Raw genomic sequence first — 22575 nt, forward strand, 5'->3', positions numbered from 1 at the left:
CATTACAAGATCGTCGGTCAAGCTTACCGCTTGTGACTGGTAAGTTCGCCAAGCAGCTTGGCCATTTCGTCATCGAGCGATGGATCCACAAGCTTTGCCGGTTTGGCTTGCGGCTTGTCGTCGAGCGACACGTCGAGCTCCTTCATCAGCGTGTCGTCGATGAGGTCGCGCGGCGATGGTGCCGCCACGGGCGCAGGTGCAGGTCGCGCCGAAGCCGAGTAGGTTGGCGCAACATAGGTTTTGGGATCCGGGCTGTTCGTGACCAGCGGTGCCGAAGCCAAGGGCATCTTTGGCGGTGCCGGGCGTGACTGGACCGGCGCTGGTGCCTGCTGCTGCTGTTGCGGCCTGGCAGTCGCCGGCGTTGCAGGACGAGGGGCTGGCTGCTGCGGGCTCTGCTGGGGACGAGGCGCCTGGGGCGCTTGTTGCGCACCTTCGGTGCCGGTCAGTGCCGGGCGCCGCGGCGCGGTCATGCGGATATCGGTTTCGACCACCACGTCGGTCGGCCCGCCGATCAGCAGCAGGTGTTCGATGTCGTCGCGGCGCACCAGAACGAGCCGCCGCTGGCTGTCGATGGCGGTCGCGTCCATGACGGCGAGGCGCGTCTTCCTGTTCCTGCCGCCGGCAACGAAGGTGCCGAAAGTCAGGCTGCGGACCAGCTTGACGATGACGAGCACGATGACCAGCAGCACGAGGGCGGCGAAGGTCCACAGCACCGCCGCCGTGTATCCAGGTCCTGCTACGCTATCGAGCCATTCAAACATGTCTTACCCCCGTCGCCGCCCCGCGCGACACTAAACCTTAGCTGTCGCGCCCGGCAAGTTGCCATCACGCATTACAGGCATGATTGACGCTAAGCGCATGATCTTGCCCCGGGCTTGCACCGCCTTTTTGTGGCTAGGCCTTTTCCCGGTAAGGAGAATGTGATTCAACCGCTCCAATACGAAGGAGCCGGAGAGACTCGCAGGGGCATGGCCAAGGAAACGCGCAACGACTTCTATCCGGTTCCGATTGTGGATCAGGCAGCGCGCCCCGATGCCATCACCCGGCTGATCATCTTTATCGTCGTGTTGACGGTGGCGGCAATCGTCTTCGGCATCTTTCGCGAGAGGCTCGGCGACCCGTTCCTGATGGGCATGCTCGGCGTGCTTGCGATGGTCGGCGTCGGCTACCTCTTCGCGACCGCCATCGGCTTCGTCCAGATCGCACCGCGTTCGCCGGCCGACGGGCTTTCCAAGGCATTTGTCGACTCGATGTCGCAAGGCCTGGTGCTTACCGACGCCAAGGGCCGCGTCGTCTACGCCAACCGCGCTTATGCCGATATGACCGGGGCTACGACCGCCACGGACCTGAAGACTGTCGAGGGCCTGCTGTCGGACGTGCCCGAAGCGTCATCGACGATCTCGCAGCTCGCGTCCGGCCTGCGTGACGGCGAGGCCAACGATGGCGAGTTCCGCCTCGCACAATCCATTCGCCCAGGTGCAGCTCCCGGCGCGCGCTGGTACCGCGTGCGGGCACGCGCTTTCACGGTGCCCAGCCAGCGCCAGCCGCTAAACGCCTGGCAACTGGCCGATATTTCTCCAGAAAGAGCCGAGCAGGAGCGCTTCTTTCTCGATCTGCAGCAGGCCATCGATCACCTCGACCATGCCCCGGCAGGGTTCTTCTCGGCCGACCAGGACGGCCGCATCACCTATGTCAACGCGACGCTGGCCGAATGGCTGGGCATCGACCTGGCAAGCTTCACGCCCGGCGCCGTCACGCTCGACGAGGTCGTCGCCGGCGACGGCATGGCGCTAGTCCGCTCGGTCAAGGCCGATCCGGGAACCACGCGCAACGCCGTCATCGATCTCGATCTTGCGACCATCGCGGGCGAGGCCTTGCCGGTGCGATTCATGCACCGCGTCTCGGCAAGCCGCGAAGGCGTCAACGGGCCGACGCGCACGATTGTGCTTAATCGCACCCAGGGCGAGGACTCTTCCGCACAATTGCGTGCTTCGGAGGTGCGCTTCACGCGCTTCTTCAATTCGACGCCGATGGCGATCGCCGGCGTTGATCACAATGGCCGCATTCTGCGCACCAATGCACCGTTCCTGTCGCTGTTTTCGTCTGTCGTCGATCGGGATGCCGTCGACCGCAAGGTCCGTCTCGACACCGTCATCCACGATCGCGACCGAGCGGCTTTCGCGGCCGCTCTCGAGAAGGCTCATCAGCGGCAGGCCGATATTGCGCCCATCGACACCGTGATGCCCGACAATGAGGAGCGCCATATGCGCTTCTACGTCAATGCGGTTGCCGACGGATCGGATGCCGAGGGCGCCGAAGAGGCGGCGATCGTCTATGCGGTCGAGACCACCGAGCAGAAAGCGCTCGAAAACCAGATGGCGCAGAGCCAGAAGATGCAGGCGGTGGGACAACTCGCCGGCGGCATTGCGCATGACTTCAACAACGTGCTTACCGCCATCATCATGGCGTCGGACCTGTTGCTGACCAACCATCGTCCGTCGGATCCGTCTTTCCCCGACATCATGAACATCAAGCAGAATGCCAACCGCGCCGCTTCTCTGGTCAGGCAACTGCTGGCGTTCTCGCGCAAGCAGACGCTGCGCCCCGAAGTGCTGAGCCTTACCGACGTGCTCGCCGACCTGCGCACGCTGGTGGCGCGCCTGGTCGGCAACAGCATCAAACTCAAGATCGATCATGGCCGCGATCTGTGGCCGGTCCGCGCCGATATCGGCCAGTTCGAGCAGGTGGTGGTCAACCTCGCCGTCAATGCGCGCGACGCGATGCCCGACGGCGGCGACCTGATGATCCGCACCAAGAACGTGCCTGCCGACGAGTGCAAGGCCTATGGCTATCGTGAGATGGTGCCTGCCGACTATGTCGTGGTCGAGGTCGAGGACACCGGCAGCGGCATCGCGCCCGAGGTTCTGAAGAAGATTTTCGAGCCGTTCTTCACCACCAAGGAAGTCGGCAAGGGCACCGGCCTGGGCCTGTCGATGGTCTACGGCATCATCAAGCAGACCGGCGGTTTCATCTACTGCGATTCCGAGGTCGGCAAGGGAACCGTGTTCCGCATCTTCCTGCCGCGCCATGTCGCCAAGCCAATGCCGGTCGAGGAGCCAAAGGCGGACGGCGAGATTGCCGTGACTGCGGCCCCGAAACAGCCGGAAGCAGCACAGGCCAATGGCGCCAAGGACCTTTCCGGTTCGGCAACCGTTCTTCTGGTCGAGGACGAGGATGCCGTGCGCATGGGCGGGGTGAGGGCGCTGACGTCGCGCGGCTACACCGTGCATGAGGCGTCGTCGGGCGTCGAGGCGCTCGAGATTTTCGACGAGCTCAAGGGCCAGATCGACATCGTCGTCTCGGACGTGGTGATGCCCGAGATGGACGGGCCGACACTGCTTGGCGAACTGCGCAAGCGTCAGCCCGACATCCGCTTCGTATTTGTATCAGGTTATGCCGAAGACGCCTTTGCCAAGAACCTGCCGGCGGATGCGCAGTTCGGCTTCCTGCCCAAGCCGTTCTCTCTCAAGCAACTGGCGACCGTCGTCAAAGAGGTGCTAGAAGGCTAGGCATCGTGTACAGCCAGTGTCAGTCCTGCCCGACTTTCTATTAGCTTTCCTGTATGTGCTGATCATGCCATCATGCGGGGAAGCGTCGTCGGGGGTGACAGATGCAGACTACGCCGCATAATGAGGCGAAACGAGGCGACTACGCCGAAACCGTTCTACTGCCGGGCGATCCCCAGCGTACCGAATGGATCGCTGCCACCTTCCTTGAGGATGTCCGCTGCATAAACCGGGTGCGTGGCGCACTCGCCTATACCGGCCGCTATCGCGGCAGTCCAATCAGCCTGCACACGACAGGTATGGGTGCGCCTTCGCTCGCCATCTATGCTCATGAACTGCTTGAAACCTATGGCGCACGGACACTGATCCGCGTCGGCACCTGCGGCAGCCTAGCCGACCACGTCAAGCTGCGCAGTCTGGTCATTTCACAATCGTCGAGCAGCGACAGCGCCATCAATCGCCAGCTTTTCGGTGTCTACGACTACGCGCCGAGCGCCGACTTCGAGCTGTTGTGCCGGGCTGCCCGGCGGGCAGTCGAAATGGGCATCATCCATTATGTCGGCCAGACGGCCTCGAGCGACGTGTTTTATCATCCCGATGTGCTCGGGCGTTTTGCCGGAGTGCGTGCCCATGGCGCGCTGGCGGTCGATATGGAGACAAACGCGCTGTACACGATCGCCGCGCGCTTCAGAGCCAAGGCGCTGTCGATCTGCACGGTTGTCGACAGCCTCGTCAATGGCGAGGATACGGATGCGTCCGAGCGCCAGGAGCTGTTCTCCGACATGGTCCGGCTTGCCCTCGACGTTGCGATCGGCACATCAAGGGTCGAGGCGGAGCCTGATCGTCCCTGAGGTAGCATGGATATGCGGCTGTGCTAACCTGATGATGGCCTTGTGAGTCGACCGTTTCCCGCGTTCCCGATCGATGAGTGGTTGTCCGGCGGTGCCGGCAAGTTCCGCGCAAGCTGCGATCCATACCTCTTATCGAGCGTTCTGGTCTGTGTTCGTTGCGTCTGGGCAATCGACAAGGGAACAGCCAGTTGGAACAGTTTGTCGAGGAAAGCATGAAGAGGCGTCTGACCGAGCCGGTCGACATACTCACCGCGGTCAGCATCCTGAAGTCATATGGATATCTGGGGGACGAGCTGATCATCGCCATTACCCGGATTTTCTACGTCGATCTGGACGCGCTCAACGAAGTTGTCGCCAACGCGTGAGGCCGGAGCCGGCATTACGCTGCCAAGCTGGAATGTTGCGATGCAGCATTGGCGGCTTGCATTTTCCTCCCAAATCATCCATATGCGGCGTCATAGGCGCTTGGGCCGGGCTTACGGCTTTCTCACTAGAGAGACTGGTTGCGTCTGTTTTCACCCTTGCCGGTAACGGCAGGCGGCGGAATAGACCCGCGGCATGAGGCCAGCGGGCACGACAGCGCAGCCGAGCGGACAGTCGTCCGCCGCCTTGTCGTTTCACGAGAGATTCAGGCCGGCAGGTTGCGCCCTGCCGCCATTGTTGTTTGTGGCGGAATAGCCGTCGCACGAAAGAAGAAGATATTGACGAATGAAAACAATGCGGAGCTGAACGGCTTCGCCAAACTCGGCATTACCGGCGCGCTGCTCAAGGCGACCCAGTTGGCCGGGTTCAACGAGCCGAAGCCGATCCAGATCGAGTCGATCCCGGCGCAGCTGGCTGGCCGCGACATCCTCGGCATCGCCCAGACTGGTTCAGGCAAGACTGCGGCCTTCTCGCTGCCGATCCTGTCCAAGATCATGGCGCTCGGCACCAAGCGTCGACCCAAGACGGCGCGTGCGCTGATCCTTGCGCCGACGCGTGAACTCGCCGTGCAGATCGAAGACACCATCAAGGTGCTCGCCAAGGGCGCGCACGTCTCGACCGCGCTGGTCCTCGGCGGCGTGTCGCGTTTCTCGCAGGTCAAGAAGATCGCGCCGGGCGTCGACGTGCTGATTGCCACGCCGGGCCGCCTGACCGACCTCGTCCGCGAAGGCGACCTCGTTCTGGCCGACACCGAATGGCTTGTCCTCGACGAGGCCGACCGCATGCTCGACATGGGCTTCATCAATGACGTCAAGCGCATCGCCAAGGCAACGTCGCGCAACCGTCAGACAGCCCTGTTTTCGGCAACCATGCCTCAGGAGATCGCCGAACTCGCCCAGGGCCTGCTCAAGGATCCGATCCGCGTCGAGGTTGCCCCGCAGAGCACCACCGCCGCCGAGATCCGCCAGAGCATCATCCTCGCCCGCACCAAGCAGAAGCGCCAGATCCTGGCAAAGATGCTCGCCGACGAGGCCATGACTTCGGTTCTGGTCTTTGCCCGCACCAAGCATGGCGCCGACCGCGTCGTGAAGGATCTGGACCGCGACGGTTTCCCCGCCGCCGTCATCCACGGCAACAAGTCGCAGAACGCACGTCAGGCTGCACTGAACGGTTTCCGCGCCGGCAAGGTTCGCATTCTGGTCGCCACCGATATCGCGGCACGCGGTATCGACGTGCCGGGTATCAGCCACGTCGTGAACTTCGATCTGCCTGATGAAGCCGAAAGCTACGTCCACCGTATCGGTCGTACTGGCCGCAACGGTGCCAATGGCATCGCGGTCACGCTGGTTGATCCTTCGGAAAACTCCAAGCTGCGTCAGGTCGAGCGCATCATCCGCATGAAGCTGACCATCGACGCCGATCACCTCGGCGAACCTGATCCGGTGCGTCCGGCTGGCGAACCGCGCGGCTTCACGCCGGCCAACGACCGCGGCGAGCGCGACGAGCGTCGACCCAGCGGTCAGCGCCCGCGTGGCAACAATGGCGGCAAGCCCAAGGGCGGCCATGGCGGCGGCGACCGCAAGCCTGGCGGCGCTCCGAAGGGTGCTGCGCCCAAGGGCGGCAAGCGCCGCTTCGGTGCGCGCAAGCCGAACACGCGCGCAGCGTGATCTGTGCAGCAGATCGGGCCTGACTGGTCCATTTGCTGCATTGTATGAATAGGTTAGGGCGGTCGGGGCGGTGCTTCGGCCGCCCTTTCGTTTGAGGGGACGGAATGGCCGGAATAGCGACGCTCGCAATCGCTTATGTGCTGTCCCAGTTCTATCGCTCCTTCCTGGCGGTGCTGACCCCGGCACTCACCGCCGAGCTCGGTGCCACCAAGGCGCAACTCTCCGTCGCCTCCGGCGCCTTCTTCATCACCTTTGCCCTGGCGCAATTTTTCATCGGGGTGTCACTCGACCGGTTTGGCCCGCGCCGCACCGCTTCGACACTGCTCTTGCTCGGCGGCGGGGGTGGCGCCTTTGTCTTTGCCTTGGCAACTGCTCCCTGGTTGGTCACGGCGGCCATGGCGCTGATCGGCATCGGTTGCGCGCCGGTGCTCATGTCATCGCTGTTCATATTTGCGCGCACTTTCTCCACTGCCCGCTTTGCCGTGCTCGCCTCGTGGATGGTCGCTTTTGGCACCGCCGGAAACGTCATTGGCGCCGCCCCGCTGGCGCAGGCTGCGGAGGCGTTCGGCTGGCGACCGGTTATGGCCGGGCTGGGTGTCATTACCATTGCCGCGGCACTTGCCGTGCTGGTCGCCGTGCGTGATCCGAAATCGCCGGAGGACATGAAAGAGGGCAATATCGGTTTCGGCGGTTATCTCGAACTGCTGCGAATGCGTGTCCTTTGGCCGATCATCCCACTAACCGCGATCAATTATGCGCCGACGACCGGCATCAGGGGGCTCTGGTCCGGTCCCTATCTCGTCGATGTCTACGGCGCCGACGCGCTGCTGATCGGGCAGGTGACGTTCTTCATGGCGCTCGCCATGGTCGCCGGCGCCTTTGTCTATGGCCCGCTCGACACGATGTTCCGCACCCGCAAGTGGGTGGCTGTCATCGGCAACACCATCGGCCTCATGGCGATCCTCTATCTCGCGCTGAACGTCGTCACCGACGTCACCACCGTCACGCTCATCTTCGTGATCATCGGCGTGTCTGGTGGTGCCTACGGCCTGCTGATGGCGCATGCGCGCGCATTCCTGCCGCCGCACCTGATCGGGCGGGGCGTAACGCTGATGAACTTCTTCTCCATCGGCGGCGTGGGACTGATGCAATTCGCGACAGGCGCAGTGGTCACCGCCAATCTGCTGCCGGGTCAGCCGACGGCAGCCTATTCGGCGCTGTTCTGGTTCTATGTGCTGATGTTGGGGGCGGCGATCGTCATCTACCTCTGGGCACGTGACGCAAAGCCCGAGGTCGTGGTCGAGGATCAGTCGAAGCTCGAGCGCCTGAGATAGATCAAGGGCTCCATCTTCCAGCGGGTGGCAACGCGCAGCGCCATTTCGCGCAATGGTCGCGGCAGCAGGAACAACAGCTTCATTGCCCATGTCAGGCGGCGTGGGAAGGTGACCTCGAAACCGCTCTTGCGTATCGCCTTGCAGACCCGTTCGGCGGCCGCCTCGACCGGCATCATCGCAGGCATGTAATAGGCGCTCTTTTCGGTCAGCGGCGTGTCGATGAAACCGGGGTTCATCACCTGGGTGCGGATGTTCATCTTGTCGAAGTCGAACTTCAGCGCTTCGGCGATGATGTTGACGGCTGCCTTTGTGGCGCCGTAGGCGGCCGTCGTCGGCCAGCCGAAATAACAACTGATCGAGCCCATGAAGACGATATGTCCGCGGCCACGATTGCGCATCCGCTCGATCACAGGAACCAGGCCGTTGATGACGCCGAAGACGTTGACGGCGAAACTCTGGCGGAAGGCTTCCATGCGCAGGTTTTCGCCGGTTACCGGCATGTAGGACCCGGCATTGAAGATCGCGAGCACGATCGGCCCGGCCTGCGCTTCGATGGCGGCGACGGCGGCAGCCATTCCAGCCTCGTCGGTGACGTCGGAGGGAAAGGCCAGCACCTTTCCGGCCATGCCGCGTGTTTCCTCGATCAGAGTATCGAGCGGGTCGTTGGCCCGGACGGTGACGGCAACCGTGTAGCCTTGTTTTGCCAACAAGCGGGCCACGCTGCGGCCAATACCGGTGCTGCCGCCGGTAATCCACGCGACCCCGTGTTCCGGGTCGGCCCGGTATGTGCTCACTTCTAACCTCTGGGCAGTAGCTATTGCGTAGCTCTAGCCGGGCGGCATGCATATGGAAAGGCTGTTTTAGGAAGCACCGTGATGATGGTGCCTTGACTGGTCAGGGAGGGGGCTTGCGCGCGTTGACGTCGGGATGCGACTGGTCCAGAGAATTTCATCCCTTGAAAGCGCGAGCTCACATTTCTAGGGTTCTCAGGCGAATTAGGAAGGAATCTTCATGCGCTCGGTGATCGATGCCATCGGCAATACGCCTCTCATCCGGCTCAAGCGGGCCTCGGAGGAAACCGGCTGCGAGATACTCGGCAAGGCCGAGTTCATGAACCCGGGGCAATCGGTCAAGGATCGCGCCGGCCTGTTCATCATCCGCGACGCCGAAAAACGCGGGCAGCTGCGGCCCGGCGGTGTCATCGTCGAAGGCACGGCCGGCAATACCGGCATCGGCCTGACCGTCGTTGCCAAGGCGCTCGGCTACCGCACTGTGATCGTCATTCCCGACACGCAGAGCCAGGAAAAGAAGGATGCGCTTCGCCTGCTCGGTGCCGAGCTGATCGAGGTTCCGGCCGTTCCCTACAAGAACCCGAACAACTACGTGAAGGTTTCCGGTCGCCTGGCCGAGCAACTGGCGAAAACCGAGCCGAACGGCGCCATCTGGGCCAATCAGTTCGATAACGTCGCCAACCGCGAAGGCCATATCCGCACCACGGCCGAGGAAATCTGGCAGCAGACCGGCGGCAAGGTTGACGGTTTCGTTTCGGCCGTCGGCACCGGCGGCACGCTTGCGGGCGTAGCGATCGGGCTGAAGGCAAAGAGTGCTGCCGTGAAGATCGCCATCGCCGATCCCTTGGGTGCTGCGCTCTACAGCTACTACACTTCGGGCGAATTGAAAGCCGAAGGCAGTTCGATCACCGAAGGCATCGGCCAGGGCCGGATCACCGCCAATCTGGAAGATTTTACACCGGATTTTTCGTACCAAATCCCCGATGAGGAAGCATTGCCGATCGTCTTCGGGCTGATCCAGGAAGAGGGTATCTGCGTTGGCGGCTCGACCGGCATCAACATTGCCGGCGCGATCCGGCTGGCAAGACAGCTCGGCCCTGGGCACACCATCGTGACGGTCCTTGCCGATTTCGGCACGCGCTACCAGTCCAAGCTGTTCAACCCTGATTTCCTGCGTAGCAAGAGCCTGCCTGTGCCCGATTGGATGGAGACCGAGCCCAGCATTTCGGTGCCGTTCGAGCAGGTGGCGTGATGGCATTTTCGACCGAGGCGGTGTTTCGCGAGGATTCTTATCTCCGCGAGACCGAGGCCAGTGTCGTCGGCGTCAATGAGCGCGGCGGCATTATCCTCGACCGGACGATCTTCTATGCGACCTCGGGCGGCCAGCCCGGCGACACCGGCATCCTGGTGCGCGAGGACGGCAGCCGGATCGCTGTGGAGGCCACGATCACGGGTGAAAGCAAGGACGAGATCATCCATGTGCCCGCTCTGGAACAGGGAGTACCCGAGGTTGGCGAGCGGTTGAGGCTGGCGATCGACTGGCCGCGGCGGCTTCTGTTGATGCGCATGCACGCGGCCTGCCATCTGTTGACGGTGGTCTGTCCGTACCCGATCACCGGAGCGTCGGTCAGCGAGGAGGATTCGCGCGTCGATTTCGACATCCCCGACGCCGGCTTCACGAGGGAAGATGTGACCGCCAGGTTGATGGAGCTCGTCCGCGCCAACCATCCGATCTACACCAGCTGGATTTCCGACGCCGAGCTTGCCGCCAATCCGACGTTGGTAAAGTCCAAGAATGTGCGCCCGCCATCCGGCACCGGCAAGATCAGGCTCGTCTGCATCGGCGACAATGCCTCGGTCGACAGCCAGCCCTGCGGCGGAACCCATGTCGCCAGCACTGCCGAAATCGGCGAGATCCATATCGGCAAGATCGAAAAGAAGGGGCGGGAAAACCGCCGCTTCCGCATCCGCTTCGGCGCGATGCCTGCCAATTGAACCTGGAGACGTTGCCATGAGTGACAAGAGCGCCTTCGTCATCGATGCGGACTGGCTGGAAATGCGGCTAGGTACGCCCGGCCTGTCGATCGTCGACGCTTCCTGGTACATGCCGGCGCAGAAACGCGACCCGCGCGCCGAATATGACGCCGCCCACATCCCGGGTGCGGTGTTCTTTGACCAGGACCTGATCGTCGATCCGGATTCTGCACTGCCGCACACGCTGCCGTCACCCTCTCTGTTTGCACGTTTCGCAGGCTCGATGGGGATTTCAGCGGACGACACCATCGTCATCTATGACGGCCCGGGGTTCCAGACGGCACCGCGGGTCTGGTGGATGTTCCGGATCATGGGCGTGTTCCAGGTCTACATTCTCGACGGTGGCTTCGACCGCTGGAAGGCGGCTGGTAGACCGGTGACCGCCGAGCCGACCAAGACCGCGCCCGGCGTGTTCCACGTCGACTATGACGCTTCGAAGGTCGTTTCGCTGGCCGAGATGCGCAAGATCGTCGACACGGGCAGTGCCCAGATCGCCGACGCGCGTTCTGCCGGACGCTTCGAGGGCACCGATCCAGAACCGCGTCCTGGCCTGCGCTCCGGCCACATGCCGGGTGCGCACAGCGTGCCGTCGGTGACGTTGTCGGAGAATGGCGAGCTTCTGCCGCTCGACCGGCTGAAGGCAACGCTCGAGGCGGCGGGGCTCGATCTCACGAAGCCTGTCGTCACCTCCTGTGGTTCGGGCGTTACCGCTGCCGTCATCACGCTTGCGCTTCAGTCGCTCGGGCACGGCGACGTCAGGCTTTACGATGGTTCCTGGACCGAATGGGGCGGCATGTCCGACACGCCTGTCGTGACGGGGAAAGCATGAGCATGGCCGTCGACCGCAGCGAGAACATCGAGGTGACGGTCACCTTTCTGGAAATGCACACGCCACCTGTTTACACGCCGCCGCTGCCGGTCAATCGCCAGATCGCGCTTCTGAGGACGCGTGACATTCCGCTGCACTACTACCGCTATCTCGCCGACCGCGTCGGCCGCAAATGGCATTGGGTCAACAGCCTGAGGCTCAATGACGAAGAACTTGCCGCCGGTCTGCATCGCGAGGACCGCGACATCAGGGTGCTTTATCTCGATGGCGCGCCGGCGGGCTTCATGGACATCAAGCCGCATCTGCCCGAAGAGGTTGAACTCGCCTATTTCGGCATGATGGAACACGCCACCGGGCAGGGTATCGGCCGCTGGTTCCTGGGGGCTGCGATCGCAGCGGCGTGGACCTACAGGCCGCACAAGGTGACGGTTCAGACCTGCACCCTCGACCATCCCGCGGCCTTGCCGCTCTACCAGAAGATGGGTTTTTCGCCAGTTGCTCAGAAAACCGAAACGGTTCGCACCATGAGCTTTGCCGAACGTTCGGCAAGCGTGATGCGGCCGTAATGGCGCACAACCCAGCCTGAACCGCCCGTTCATCGCTGCTTCATGTCGGTTCTGGCATTTTCCACGCAACAAATATGCAAGGAGAATGAGGATGTTGAACCGCCGTACGCTTGCCGCAGCGCTGATCGCCGTGCTTGCCGCGCCTTCGCTCGCTGCCGCGCAGGCGACGACGCCTTCGGCGTCGCAGATCGAGCGCCAGCTTCAGGCCGCACCTACAATGAAGCTCAGGCCCAACCAGCGCGTCACCGTTCGTGAATTCAAGCGCCGGCCCGACCTGCGCCGCATGGCGCCGTCGATCGACATCCAGTCGATCAATTTCGCCTTCGGCTCGGCCGAGGTGCCCTATTCGCAATATGGCAAGGTCGAGAACATCGCCAACGCTCTGGACCGCATCCTGCGCCGCGACCCGGATGCGCGTGTGCTGATCGAAGGCCATACCGATGCCGTCGGCTCGTTTTCGTCGAACCAGGCCTTGTCGGAGCGCCGTGCCGCCTCGCTGAAGCAGACCCTTGTGCGCGAGTTCGGCATCCCTCGCTATGCGCTGGAAACCGTGGGTTATGGCGAGGAGTTCCTGCTGGTGCCGACCCAGAACGAGAACTGGCGCAACCGCCGCGTCACGCTGCGCCGCTACGACGCGTTCATCCGCTAGAATCGAGCGATTTCCAGCGCTAACAAGCCCGGCTTGCGAGAGCCGGGCTTTATTTGCGTCCTCCATCGTAGTATACAGTATACCAAATTGGAGGTAAAAGATGACGATCAGAGTGGTGATGGCCGGTGCCACCGGCTGGGTTGGCAAGGCGCTTGTCCCGGCAATAGAGGGGCAAGGCGACATGCGGCTTGTCGGCGCAGTTGCACGCAGGGCTGCCGGCCACGACGTTGGCGTGGCGACAGGTGGTCAGCCGAGCGGCCAGAGGATCAGTGCCACGCTTGCCGAGGCCCTGGCCGCGCCCTGCGATGTCGTCGTCGACTACACCAAGCCGGTTGCCGTGCGCGACCATGCCATGCTCGCCATTTCGCGCGGCTGCCATGTCGTCATCGGCACATCAGGACTGAGGGCTGCTGATTACCGCGAGATCAACGCGGCGGCCCGCGCCAACAACGTCGGTGTCGTTGCCGCCGGCAACTATTCGATCACCGCGACCCTGATGAAGAAGTTTGCGCTGATGGCGGCGCAATATGTGCCCGACGTCGAAATCATCGACTATGCCAGCGCAAGAAAGGCCGACGCCCCCTCTGGCACCGCGCTCGAGCTGGCCGAGACGCTGTCCGAGATTCGCGGTGCGCCGACGGCCTTGCCGACCTCGGAAGTTTACGGGCATCCGGAAGCCCGTGGCGCCAAGCTGGGCGAGGGTACGGCGGTACAGGTCCATTCACTGCGCCTGCCATCCTATCAGCTGTCCTGCGAAGCCGTTTTCGGTCTGCCTGAGGAGCGACTGACCATTCGCCACGATGCCGGCACCTCGGCAGTGCCATACGTCGCCGGCACCCTGCTTGCCGTTCGTCGGGTGCGCGAATTCACCGGCCTGGTCAGGGTGCTCGACGCGCTGATGGACGAAACGCTGTCTGTTTAGGAAACAGGTGGTGCAGGAAATCGGGTGGGCGCATGCCTGCGCTCGCCATAGCTTGCGACAATCGATCAACGAGGATTGTCGTTATGAGCATCATTTTCCATGGCCTGCCCACAGAGGCGGTGCGGGCACTCCAGCAGGGCGGGCCTGACGCCTATGGCATGACACCGGAGCGCAGGGTCTCCGATGGCGACGGCGTGCCGTGCCGCCATTGCCTGACCAATGTCGGTGCCGGCGAGGGTTATCTCATTCTTGCCTACAGGCCGTTTCCGGCAGTTCAGCCTTATGCCGAAACCGGGCCGATCTTTCTGCATGCCGATGAATGCCCGCGCGCGCCAGAAGCGGCAGAATTGCCTGAACTGTTTACCCGAACCAAGGACTACATTCTGCGCGGTTACAGCGCCGACGATCGTATCGTCTATGGCACGGGGGCGGTGACGCCGACGCCCGAAATCCGTGAGCGCGCCGAAATGCTGCTCCAGCGACCCGAAGTGGCCTACGTGCACATGCGCTCGGCAAAGAACAATTGCTACCAGTGCCGGATCGAACTGGACCAAGAAGGCAAATCAAACGGCGTTGCTATCTAACTGAACCGCAAACAAAAAACCCGCCGCATCGCTGCGGCGGGTTGGGGCCGTTTGCCTGAAACGGTCTCAGTTGAACTTGTACTTCGCACCGACGCGGACGGTGTGGAAGGCGGGAACCGTTTCCCACATGCCGCCGCTGTCGTAGTCCTGGCCTTCAAACTTCGAGTAGCGATACTCGAGGTTGACGGACATGTTGTTGGTCACAGCCGTTTCGAGGCCGCCACCGACCGAGAAGCCGCCAACGCTCCAATCAAACTCGGTGACATCGGCGCCATCAAGCCTGTCTTCTGTGACGTGCTGCCAACTATAGCCACCGATCACATATGCCAGGGTCGATTCGTTCACCTTGGCGCCAACTCGGGCCAATATGTCGAAACCGTAGTCGGCTTTGCCTTCGAGCTTCGGGCCGCCCAATGCCGAAGCATCAAACAGTTGCGTGCTCATCCCTGAATAACGACCGTCGACCATGATGCCGACAACCCAGTTGCCGTTCAGTTCGTGGTCGTAACCGACGCTCAGCTCGCCGAAGGCGCCTTCGCCGCCGATGCCATTGAACGAGGCCGCACCGCCGCCAAGGTTGATCTCATCGGTAATGGCGCCTGCGCCGAGCGCGCCGCCGACGTAAAAGCCGGTCCAGCTATAGGCGGGCGCTGCAAAGGACGTGCCGCCGCCATTCTGACCGCCGAAGCGGTAGTTGGCGCCGACATGGAACGTGTGGGTGGTCGGTGCGACGTTGAGCAAGCCGGTGCCGCCCAGGTCGACGACGGTGTCATTGCCATAGTTGGCGTAGCGATATTCTGACTTGAGGGTCCAGTTGCCGCTGACCACTGTTTCGAGGCCGACGCCGAGCACATAGCCGCTTCGGCTTTCGTCGAACTCGAAAGGCGTGCCGACGATCGTGCCGTCGAGCTTGAACTGCTGCCAGCTGTATCCGCCGAGGACATAGCCGAGCGTCGTCGGCGTCAGAAGATAGCCTGCGCGAGCTGCGACATCGAAGCCGTAGGTGTTGTTGAGTGTTGCGTCGGCAAAGCCGCCGGCAGCCTCGAGCGAAAGGCCGATATTGCCGAAATGGCCATCGGCAAATGCGCCGAGCAGGAACCGGTCCGACACCATGTAGTCATAGCCGACGGTCACTTCGCCAAAGACGCCGCCGCCACCGAGGTCAGGCAGGCCCATGGTTTCCGGACCGTTCGGATTTGCAATTTCCAGGCCGTGCTTGACCGCACCGACGCCACCACCGAAGCCGACATAGAGACCGCTCCAGTTGAAGCCTGCCGCTGGCGCTTCCGCGACTGAATCAGCCGCAAGGGCTGCCGAGTTGATCGCAACAGCCGACACAGCGCCAAGCAACAGCGCCTGCAAAGTCTTGCCAAATTTCATAATTTACTACCCCAACCTTACCCAATGTCGCCTTGCTAGCACGCCTAGGTTGCTTACGGTGCAACTAAAATGTCACACTCGCAGGCAATTTAGCTTCCCGGCATGAACGTCTGGACCACGAAATATCCTCAAGCACCAATGGCTTGGCGGCAAATCCTGCTGCTCTTCAGCGGAATCTGCCGACGTGCCATCGCAACTGCCCCGATTGCCCGGGGGGGAAGCATTTCGAAGGTCTTGCCCACGCCCAATGTCGCAACCCCATGCAGTCATGGCACGCCTGCGTTGCGTTTGATGCAGCTAAGATGTCACGGGTGGGCAAATCCGTGCCGAAGCGCAAACTATTTTTGGTAGTATCTTGCCGAAGCCGAGCCCGCGAGGGATCGACAGACAAGAAAATGCCCGCCGCATCGCTGCGGCGGGCGCTTGATCGCAACTCCAAAGAGAATCAGGCGGCCAGTGCCGACTTTGCTTCCGTCATCTCATAGCCGAGCGCTTCGGCGACCGCGCGATTGGTGATCCGACCGCGGTGGACATTGAGGCCGTTGCGCAAATGCGGCTCGTCGGCGAGCGCTTTCAGGCCGCGGTCGGCGAGCGCTAGGCCGTAATGCAGCGTTGCGTTGTTGAGCGCATGCGCCGAGGTGACCGGCACAGCACCCGGCATGTTGGCGACGCAATAGTGGATGATGCCATCGACTTCGTAGGTCGGGTCGGCATGGGTGGTGGCGTGCGAAGTCTCGAAGCAGCCGCCCTGGTCGATGGCGACATCAACGAGCACCGCACCCTTCTTCATGCCCGACAGCATTTCACGGCTGACCAGCTTGGGCGCGGCAGCGCCGGGGATAAGCACAGCGCCGATGATGAGATCTGCCGAGAAACACTCTTCCTCGAGCGCCTCGACTGTCGAGTAGCGCGTGTGTACACGGCCGGCGAACAGGTCGTCGAGCTGCCGAAGGCGCGGGATCGAGCGGTCGATGATGCTGACGTCGGCGCCGAGCCCGGCGGCCATGCGCGCCGCATGCAGGCCGACGACGCCGCCGCCGATGACTGCGACCTTGCCAGGCAGCACACCCGGCACACCGCCGAGCAAAACGCCACGGCCGCCATGGGCCTTCTGTAGCGCGGTGGCCCCCGCCTGGATCGCCAGGCGACCGGCAACTTCGGACATCGGCGCCAGCAGCGGCAGGCCGCCGCGATCGTCGGTCACCGTCTCATAGGCGACGGCAGTCACGCCCGAGGCGACGAGCCCCTTTGTCTGTTCGGGATCGGGCGCAAGATGCAGGTAGGTATAGAGAATCTGGCCGTCTCGCAGTTGCGCCCATTCCTTGGGCTGCGGCTCCTTGACTTTCACGATCATGTCGGAGCGGGTGAACACCTCCTCGGCGGTCTTGGCGATCTGGGCGCCGGCCGCGCGGTACGCATTGTCGTCGGCGCCGATGCCTGAGCCGGCGCCGGTCTCGACCAGAACCTCGTGGCCGTGGGCGACATATTCGCGAACCGAACCGGGCGTCAGCCCGACACGGTACTCATGATTCTTGATTTCCTTGGGACAACCTACGCGCATCTTCCTGCTCCTCCGCAGCCATTTTGGCCTTCTCTCCCGATGACGAAGTCAATCACGAATCGTTTCGAATATGTTTGCGAAAACGGTTGCGCTACCATGGGGCGTTCGGTAATTTTTGCGCATATCCTCTGTATTATCGAAGGAAATTCGAAGAATGCCGTTGGACAGGATCGATATCGCCATTCTGGACGCGCTGCAGAAGGATGGGCGGATGCCCAATGCGGCATTGGCCGAAAAGATCGGGCTGTCGCAATCGGCCTGCTCGCGCCGGCTCGACAACCTGGAGAAATCGGGCATCATCAGCGGCTACCACGCCCGGCTTTCGAATGTCGCGCTGGGTCACCAGATGACCGTCATCGTGCATATCTCGCTGTCGGGCCAGTTCGAGAAGACGCTTTCGGACTTCGAGGTCGCGGTGAAGCGCTGCCCCAACGTCCTGTCCTGCCATCTCATGTCGGGCGAATACGACTACATCCTGCGCATTGCCGCCCGTGATCTGCCCGACTACGAGCGCATCCACAAGGAATGGCTGTCGGCGATGCCGCACGTCACCAAGATCAATTCATCCTTCGCCCTGCGCGAGATCGTCGATCGCACCGTTATGGGAATAAGGCCGGATCTGCTCTGAGCAGAAACAAACCAGGCCGAAATGGGCGGCATCGCGCTGGACCAATCCATTCCCCGAGTAATGTCGCGAGGGTGTCATACGAGTCGGCTGGACTCGCGTGAATTTTGGCGCGACATTTGATCTTTGGGACGCCGGCTAAATACTGTCAGTTCATTTCCTGGAGAATGAAAATGTCCAACGTGAATCAACCTGTATCTCGTCGTTCTTTCCTGGCGGGATCGGCTGCAGCGGGTGCACTTGTGATGCTCCATCCCTTTTCGGCACGCGCCCAGGCAAATCAGGCGCATCTCCGCATCATGGAAACCACCGATCTGCATGTCCACGTGTTTCCCTATGACTACTATGCCGACAAGCCGAACGACACGATGGGCGTTGCCCGCACCGCTTCGATCATCGACGCCATCCGCGCTGAAGCCGCCAACTCGATCCTGGTCGACAATGGCGATTTCCTGCAGGGCAACCCGATGGGCGACTACATGGCTTATCAGCGCGGCATGAAGGATGGCGACGTCCATCCGATCATCAAGGCGATGAACACGCTGGGCTATGATTGCTCGACGCTGGGCAACCACGAGTTCAACTACGGCCTCGACTACATGTTCAAGGTGCTCGCCGGCGCGAACTTCCCCGTCGTCTGCTCCAACCTGACAAAGGGCGCGCTCGCCGCAGACGCGACCAAGGACGAGTTGTTCCTCAAGCCCTATGTGATCCTCGACAAAAAGGTGAAGGATGGCTCGGGTGCGGAGCATCCGATCCGCATCGGCCTGATCGGCTTCGTGCCGCCCCAGGTGATGACCTGGGATTCGCGCCATTTGCACGGCAAGGCGATGACCCGCGATATCGTCAAGGCAGCCCAGGCCTGGGTGCCCGAGATCCGCGAGCAGGGCGCCGACATCGTCATCGCGCTCTCGCACTCCGGCATGGGCACGCCGCAGGCAGCCGAAAATCTCGAAAACGCCTCCATCCTGCTGGCCGGCGTCGATGGCATAGATGCGATCGTCACCGGCCACAGCCATCTCGATTTCCCCGGACCAAAATTCGACAAGGTCGAGGGGCTCGATAACGCCAAGGGCACGATCAACGGCAAGCCGGGCGTGATGGGCGGCTTCTGGGGCTCGCATCTTGGCCTGATCGACCTTTTGCTGGAACGCGACAGCAACAGCTGGAAGGTGGTCAGCTCGACCAGCGAGGCGCGTCCGATCTCCAAGCGTGTCGACAAGAAGGTGGTGCCGACGGTCGAGAGCAAGGCCGCGGTCGAGGCTGCCGCGAAGGAGGAGCATGAGGCGACACTCGCCTATGTGCGCACGCCCGTGGGCAAGACGTCGGCGCCGCTCTATTCCTATTTCGCCCTGGTTGCCGACGATCCTTCGGTCCAGATCGTGAGCCAGGCGCAGATCTGGTACATCAAGGACATGCTCAAGGACACCGAGCACAAGGACCTGCCGGTGCTCTCGGCCGCGGCACCCTTCAAGTCGGGCGGACGTGGCGGGCCGGAGTATTACACCGATGTCCCGGCCGGCGCCGTCGCGATCAAGAACGTCGCCGACCTCTACCTCTATCCCAACACGGTGCAGGCGGTTGCGGTGACCGGCGCCCAGGTCAAGGAGTGGCTGGAAATGTCGGCCGGCATCTTCAACAGGATCGAGCCTGGCAAGGCCGACCAGGTGCTGATCAATCCAGACTTCCCGTCCTACAATTTCGACGTCATTGACGGCGTGACCTACAGAATCGACCTGGCGCAGCCGCCGAAATACGATCCGAAGGGTGTGGTCCTGGATGCGAACTCCAATCGCATCGTCGATCTGATGTTCGAGGGCAAGCCGATCGATCCCGCAGCGAAATTCGTTGTGGCGTCGAACAACTATCGCGCCGGCGGCGGCGGCAACTTCCCCGAGATCAACGCGTCGAAGCTTGTCTTCGAGGCACCCGACACCAACCGCGACGTGATCGTGCGCTACATCGTCGACCAGGGCACGATCAATCCGTCTGCCGACTCCAACTGGTCGTTCGCGCCGGTTGCGGGGGCCTCGGTAATCTTCGAGACCGGCCCCAAGGCCAAGGACCACATATCAGAGGTCAAGGCGGTCAAGATCGAGCCGGCGGGCGACGGCGCAGAGGGTTTTGCCAAATACCGCATCACGCTCTGAGATTAGGAACCTGATTGGGGAGGGCGGCTGGAGCAATCCGGCCGCCCTTTCATCTGCGCAAAGGTTGGTCAGTTGCTCCGGCGTTCGAGTGCCGGCATGACCAGCTCGAGTGCGTCGGTCGAAATGCCGCCCGAATAGCCGGCTGGTAGCGTTTCGATGATGGCGGGATCATCGATGCCATCGGAGAAGCCGCCGCCGTGATAAGGGCCGAACAGGTAGACGTTGGTGCCGGCACTTTCCATCCGGTCGAGGAAGCGGTCCGGCCAGCCCCACAGCCACGGTGCGAAGTTGATCGGTACGCCAAGTGTCGTGCCGCGGCAGTCTTCCGGCACGTAGCCGCTCCAGCCGAGCCCCGCGTAGCGTAGCAGGCAGCGGGTCAGCGACTTTTTGCTGAGGGTCCGCATGTCGGGCAGGGCGGCCTTGACCGCCTGCAACGGCCTGTCGCCACCAACGATGGTCAGGGCGGCCTGGCGTTCCCTGGGCAGGGCCGACAGGAAGGCCGCCAATGCCTCACCCTCCTTGGCGTCGTTGCTTTTGACGTTGATGTGGAAGCGCCGATCGGGGAACCGCTCCATCACTTCGTCGAGCGATGGCATCAGGCCGACACCCTGGCCACGAAAGGGATACGTCTTGCCACCGTCGGCGGTGTAGCCATAGCCGACATCGAGCTTCTTGAGATCCGCCATCGAATGGCTGCGCGTCTCGCCGTTGCCTTCGGTGCGGCAATCTACGGTCCAGTCGTGGAAGACCGCGAACTTGCCGTCGGTGGTGGGGTGCACGTCGAGTTCCAGCACGTCGGCGCCACGCCTGAAGGCTGCGTCCATCGAACGTACGGTGTTTTCGAGATAGTCGTGCCGAGGCGGAAGCATGCGCTCGGCAGTGCAGGTGTCCTTGGTCAGTCCGGTACGATCATATTCCTGCGCCAGCCCGCGATGGGCCAGCACCACGGGCTTTCCGGCGGCTCGGTCCGAGAGCAGCGACGTGTTGTTGAGATAGACGGCTCCAGCGGCCGTAACGACCAGAAGCAAGATAATATTGCGCTTGCGCATGCCAGGTTGTCCCTCCGTTGCCCCGACCGAGACAATGATACAGAGGAGCGAGCAGGCATTTTCACGGTGGAAATGCGCAAATTGAAGACTATTTCAAGAATTCATCGGGAGTTGCGGCCTTGGATGTGCCGAGATCGAAGATTACAAGCAGGAAGAATGTCGCTGATTCTTGCGCAGGTCAGGCCTAGTCAAATCGAGACGGGGGCGGGGGCGAAGAGCACCGGTCTCCGCCCCTTGTCCTGTTCAGCTTAACGCGCCTAGGCCTTGTAGACCACTTGCCTGACGTCGATATACTCGGCGCGGAAGCCTGCCTCGCAATAATGGAGATAAAACTCCCAGAGCTTCTTGAAGCGATCGTCGAAGCCGAGCGGCACGATGCGCTCCCAGGACGACCAGAAGCGGGTGCGCCATTCGGCGAGGGTACGGGCATAATCCTGCGGAAAGACGCGCTCGCGCAGATAGTCGAGGCCGTGCTCGGTGCCGAGCGACTTGAGCAGCGTCGGCGTCGGCAGCATGCCGCCGGGAAAGACGTAGCGCTGGATGAAATCCGGCCGCTTCCGGTACACGGGATAGGCCGCCTCATTGATGGTGATGATCTGCAGGCCCGCCGTGCCGCCCGAGGGCAGGCACTGCTTCATCTTGGCAAAGAAGGCCGGCCAGTATTTTTCGCCGACGGCCTCGAACATCTCGATCGATGCGATGCGGTCGTAGCGGCCGGTCTCGTCGCGATAATCCTGCAGCTTGAGCTCGACCTTGTCGGCAAGCCCGGCATTGTGGATGCGCTTCTGGGCAAAGTCGAACTGCTCGCGGCTGATCGTGAGCCCGGTCACCTTGCAGCCGATCTCGCGCGCCGCAAACTCGGCGAAGCCGCCCCAGCCGCAGCCGATCTCCAGCACATGGTCATTCGGGCCGATACCGGTGTCGCGCGCCAGCGCCCGGTACTTTTCGGTCTGCGCGCCGGCAAGATCATTGGCGCCGGTGGCAAAAAGCCCCGACGAGTATGTCATGCTCGGGTCGAGCCACTGGCTGTAAAAGGCGTTGCCGAGGTCGTAGTGCGCGGAAATGTTCTTCTTCGAGCCGGTGCGGGTGTTGTCGTTCAACCAGTGACGAATGCGCTGGATGGTGGTCAGCAGCCAGTTGGCGCCGCCGGCGACACCTTCGCCGGCTTCGCTGTTGATCACGAACAGCTCTAGGAAGCTGGTCACGTCGGGGCTGTCCCAGTCGCCGTCGATGTAGGATTCCGCGACCCCGATCGTGCCGCCGCTGAAGGCGCGCGATGGCAGCTTCCAATTGTGCAGGACAATCTCCGCCTCGGGTCCGGGTGCCTTGCCGCCGACCAGGATGCTGCGTCCGTCAGGCATCTTCACCTTGAGCGAACCGCGCGGCAGGTGCAGTGCTGCAGACAGCGTCATGCGCACGCGCGCCGGCAAACCTCTGGCAAAGTCCGCGACATTGCCCTCGTGAAGCTTTGTCACGCCCTGATTCGTGAAACCGTCCGAGTTCCGCTGGGCCATCTCGACGTCCCAATGTTGCTGCCCGGTTCGGCGTGTCGGGCGCGTTGCTCCAAGCCAGTGCACCGCTCACTCATCTGATC

Annotated in this window: 20 protein-coding genes; 14 read left to right on the forward strand and 6 right to left on the reverse strand. The window is 62.4% G+C overall.

Going from position 1 to position 22575, the window contains the following annotated elements:
- Positions 1-23: 23 nt before the first annotated feature.
- Positions 24-761, reverse strand: coding sequence for a flagellar biosynthetic protein FliO (locus HNQ95_RS27415; RefSeq protein WP_067961783.1), 738 nt, complete (start codon positions 759-761; stop codon positions 24-26).
- Between the two features lie 207 nt (positions 762-968).
- Between HNQ95_RS27415 and cckA the strand changes: the two genes are divergently transcribed.
- From cckA to HNQ95_RS27440, 5 genes are all read left to right on the forward strand, one after another.
- The gene (gene cckA, locus HNQ95_RS27420; RefSeq protein WP_067961785.1) at positions 969-3569 is read left to right on the forward strand and encodes a cell cycle histidine kinase CckA; all 2601 of its coding nucleotides are present in this window, start codon (positions 969-971) and stop codon (positions 3567-3569) included.
- 101 nt (positions 3570-3670) lie between these two features.
- Complete coding sequence (gene deoD / locus HNQ95_RS27425) at positions 3671-4417, forward strand: purine-nucleoside phosphorylase (RefSeq protein ID WP_067961787.1); 747 nt, start codon at positions 3671-3673, stop codon at positions 4415-4417.
- A 188-nt stretch (positions 4418-4605) separates the two neighbouring features.
- The gene (locus HNQ95_RS27430) at positions 4606-4782 is read left to right on the forward strand and encodes a hypothetical protein (protein ID WP_182585841.1); all 177 of its coding nucleotides are present in this window, start codon (positions 4606-4608) and stop codon (positions 4780-4782) included.
- 336 nt (positions 4783-5118) lie between these two features.
- Positions 5119-6507, forward strand: a complete 1389-nt coding sequence (locus tag HNQ95_RS27435) for a DEAD/DEAH box helicase (protein ID WP_067961789.1) — start codon at positions 5119-5121, stop codon at positions 6505-6507.
- Between the two features lie 104 nt (positions 6508-6611).
- Complete coding sequence (locus HNQ95_RS27440; RefSeq protein ID WP_067961791.1) at positions 6612-7841, forward strand: MFS transporter; 1230 nt, start codon at positions 6612-6614, stop codon at positions 7839-7841.
- Here HNQ95_RS27440 and HNQ95_RS27445 read toward each other — a convergent pair.
- Positions 7814-8635 (reverse strand): SDR family NAD(P)-dependent oxidoreductase, encoded by an 822-nt coding sequence (locus HNQ95_RS27445; protein ID WP_067961793.1) that lies wholly within the window; start codon positions 8633-8635, stop codon positions 7814-7816. The genes HNQ95_RS27440 and HNQ95_RS27445 overlap by 28 nt on opposite strands.
- A gap of 217 nt (positions 8636-8852) precedes the next feature.
- Here HNQ95_RS27445 and HNQ95_RS27450 point away from each other — a divergent pair, with 217 nt between their 5' ends.
- The 7 genes from HNQ95_RS27450 (at position 8853) to HNQ95_RS27480 (ending at position 14216) form a co-directional block, all read left to right on the forward strand.
- Entirely contained in the window at positions 8853-9884 is a 1032-nt protein-coding gene (locus tag HNQ95_RS27450) for a cysteine synthase A (protein ID WP_182575678.1), read from the forward strand.
- Positions 9884-10627 (forward strand): alanyl-tRNA editing protein, encoded by a 744-nt coding sequence (locus HNQ95_RS27455; protein WP_067961797.1) that lies wholly within the window; start codon positions 9884-9886, stop codon positions 10625-10627. Before HNQ95_RS27450 ends, HNQ95_RS27455 begins: the two co-directional genes overlap by 1 nt.
- A gap of 16 nt (positions 10628-10643) precedes the next feature.
- Entirely contained in the window at positions 10644-11495 is an 852-nt protein-coding gene (sseA, locus tag HNQ95_RS27460) for a 3-mercaptopyruvate sulfurtransferase (protein ID WP_067961799.1), read from the forward strand.
- Positions 11496-11497: 2 nt separating this feature from the next.
- Complete coding sequence (locus HNQ95_RS27465; protein ID WP_067961801.1) at positions 11498-12061, forward strand: GNAT family N-acetyltransferase; 564 nt, start codon at positions 11498-11500, stop codon at positions 12059-12061.
- Between the two features lie 91 nt (positions 12062-12152).
- Positions 12153-12710: an OmpA family protein gene (locus tag HNQ95_RS27470; RefSeq protein ID WP_067961803.1), complete on the forward strand. Its 558-nt coding sequence runs from the start codon at positions 12153-12155 to the stop codon at positions 12708-12710.
- A 100-nt stretch (positions 12711-12810) separates the two neighbouring features.
- Positions 12811-13632, forward strand: coding sequence for a 4-hydroxy-tetrahydrodipicolinate reductase (gene dapB / locus HNQ95_RS27475; RefSeq protein ID WP_067961805.1), 822 nt, complete (start codon positions 12811-12813; stop codon positions 13630-13632).
- 83 nt (positions 13633-13715) lie between these two features.
- The gene (locus HNQ95_RS27480) at positions 13716-14216 is read left to right on the forward strand and encodes a DUF1203 domain-containing protein (RefSeq protein WP_154384177.1); all 501 of its coding nucleotides are present in this window, start codon (positions 13716-13718) and stop codon (positions 14214-14216) included.
- Between the two features lie 66 nt (positions 14217-14282).
- Here HNQ95_RS27480 and HNQ95_RS27485 read toward each other — a convergent pair whose 3' ends face one another.
- Positions 14283-15596, reverse strand: a complete 1314-nt coding sequence (locus tag HNQ95_RS27485; protein WP_154384178.1) for an outer membrane protein — start codon at positions 15594-15596, stop codon at positions 14283-14285.
- Positions 15597-16041: 445 nt separating this feature from the next.
- Positions 16042-17157 (reverse strand): alanine dehydrogenase, encoded by a 1116-nt coding sequence (gene ald / locus HNQ95_RS27490; protein ID WP_067961809.1) that lies wholly within the window; start codon positions 17155-17157, stop codon positions 16042-16044.
- Positions 17158-17311: 154 nt separating this feature from the next.
- On the opposite strand from ald, the gene HNQ95_RS27495 reads away from it, so the two are divergent.
- Both HNQ95_RS27495 and HNQ95_RS27500 read left to right on the forward strand, forming a co-directional pair.
- Positions 17312-17785 (forward strand): Lrp/AsnC family transcriptional regulator, encoded by a 474-nt coding sequence (locus HNQ95_RS27495; protein ID WP_067961812.1) that lies wholly within the window; start codon positions 17312-17314, stop codon positions 17783-17785.
- A 170-nt stretch (positions 17786-17955) separates the two neighbouring features.
- On the forward strand, positions 17956-19932 hold the full coding sequence (locus HNQ95_RS27500) for a bifunctional 2',3'-cyclic-nucleotide 2'-phosphodiesterase/3'-nucleotidase (protein WP_154384179.1): 1977 nt from the start codon (positions 17956-17958) through the stop codon (positions 19930-19932).
- A gap of 68 nt (positions 19933-20000) precedes the next feature.
- On the opposite strand, the gene HNQ95_RS27505 is transcribed toward HNQ95_RS27500, so the two are convergent.
- Positions 20001-20981 carry a glycerophosphodiester phosphodiesterase family protein gene (locus HNQ95_RS27505; RefSeq protein WP_067961815.1) on the reverse strand — a complete coding sequence of 327 codons (981 nt, stop codon included), beginning with the start codon at positions 20979-20981 and terminating at the stop codon, positions 20001-20003.
- A 257-nt stretch (positions 20982-21238) separates the two neighbouring features.
- Positions 21239-22495 (reverse strand): SAM-dependent methyltransferase, encoded by a 1257-nt coding sequence (locus HNQ95_RS27510; RefSeq protein ID WP_067961817.1) that lies wholly within the window; start codon positions 22493-22495, stop codon positions 21239-21241.
- Positions 22496-22575 lie beyond the last annotated feature (80 nt).

The sequence above is a fragment of the Aminobacter ciceronei genome (genome assembly GCF_014138625.1).
GTDB lineage: Bacteria > Pseudomonadota > Alphaproteobacteria > Rhizobiales > Rhizobiaceae > Aminobacter > Aminobacter ciceronei.

Coding starts and splice junctions, on each gene's coding strand:
- HNQ95_RS27415 (WP_067961783.1), bottom strand. CDS start 761: ATGTTTGAATGGCTCGATAGCGTAGCAGGACCTGGATACACGGCGGCG.
- cckA (WP_067961785.1), top strand. CDS start 969: ATGGCCAAGGAAACGCGCAACGACTTCTATCCGGTTCCGATTGTGGAT.
- deoD (WP_067961787.1), top strand. CDS start 3,671: ATGCAGACTACGCCGCATAATGAGGCGAAACGAGGCGACTACGCCGAA.
- HNQ95_RS27440 (WP_067961791.1), top strand. CDS start 6,612: ATGGCCGGAATAGCGACGCTCGCAATCGCTTATGTGCTGTCCCAGTTC.
- HNQ95_RS27450 (WP_182575678.1), top strand. CDS start 8,853: ATGCGCTCGGTGATCGATGCCATCGGCAATACGCCTCTCATCCGGCTC.
- HNQ95_RS27455 (WP_067961797.1), top strand. CDS start 9,884: ATGGCATTTTCGACCGAGGCGGTGTTTCGCGAGGATTCTTATCTCCGC.
- sseA (WP_067961799.1), top strand. CDS start 10,644: ATGAGTGACAAGAGCGCCTTCGTCATCGATGCGGACTGGCTGGAAATG.
- HNQ95_RS27465 (WP_067961801.1), top strand. CDS start 11,498: ATGGCCGTCGACCGCAGCGAGAACATCGAGGTGACGGTCACCTTTCTG.
- HNQ95_RS27470 (WP_067961803.1), top strand. CDS start 12,153: ATGTTGAACCGCCGTACGCTTGCCGCAGCGCTGATCGCCGTGCTTGCC.
- dapB (WP_067961805.1), top strand. CDS start 12,811: ATGACGATCAGAGTGGTGATGGCCGGTGCCACCGGCTGGGTTGGCAAG.
- HNQ95_RS27480 (WP_154384177.1), top strand. CDS start 13,716: ATGAGCATCATTTTCCATGGCCTGCCCACAGAGGCGGTGCGGGCACTC.
- HNQ95_RS27485 (WP_154384178.1), bottom strand. CDS start 15,596: ATGAAATTTGGCAAGACTTTGCAGGCGCTGTTGCTTGGCGCTGTGTCG.
- ald (WP_067961809.1), bottom strand. CDS start 17,157: ATGCGCGTAGGTTGTCCCAAGGAAATCAAGAATCATGAGTACCGTGTC.
- HNQ95_RS27495 (WP_067961812.1), top strand. CDS start 17,312: ATGCCGTTGGACAGGATCGATATCGCCATTCTGGACGCGCTGCAGAAG.
- HNQ95_RS27500 (WP_154384179.1), top strand. CDS start 17,956: ATGTCCAACGTGAATCAACCTGTATCTCGTCGTTCTTTCCTGGCGGGA.
- HNQ95_RS27505 (WP_067961815.1), bottom strand. CDS start 20,981: ATGCGCAAGCGCAATATTATCTTGCTTCTGGTCGTTACGGCCGCTGGA.
- HNQ95_RS27510 (WP_067961817.1), bottom strand. CDS start 22,495: ATGGCCCAGCGGAACTCGGACGGTTTCACGAATCAGGGCGTGACAAAG.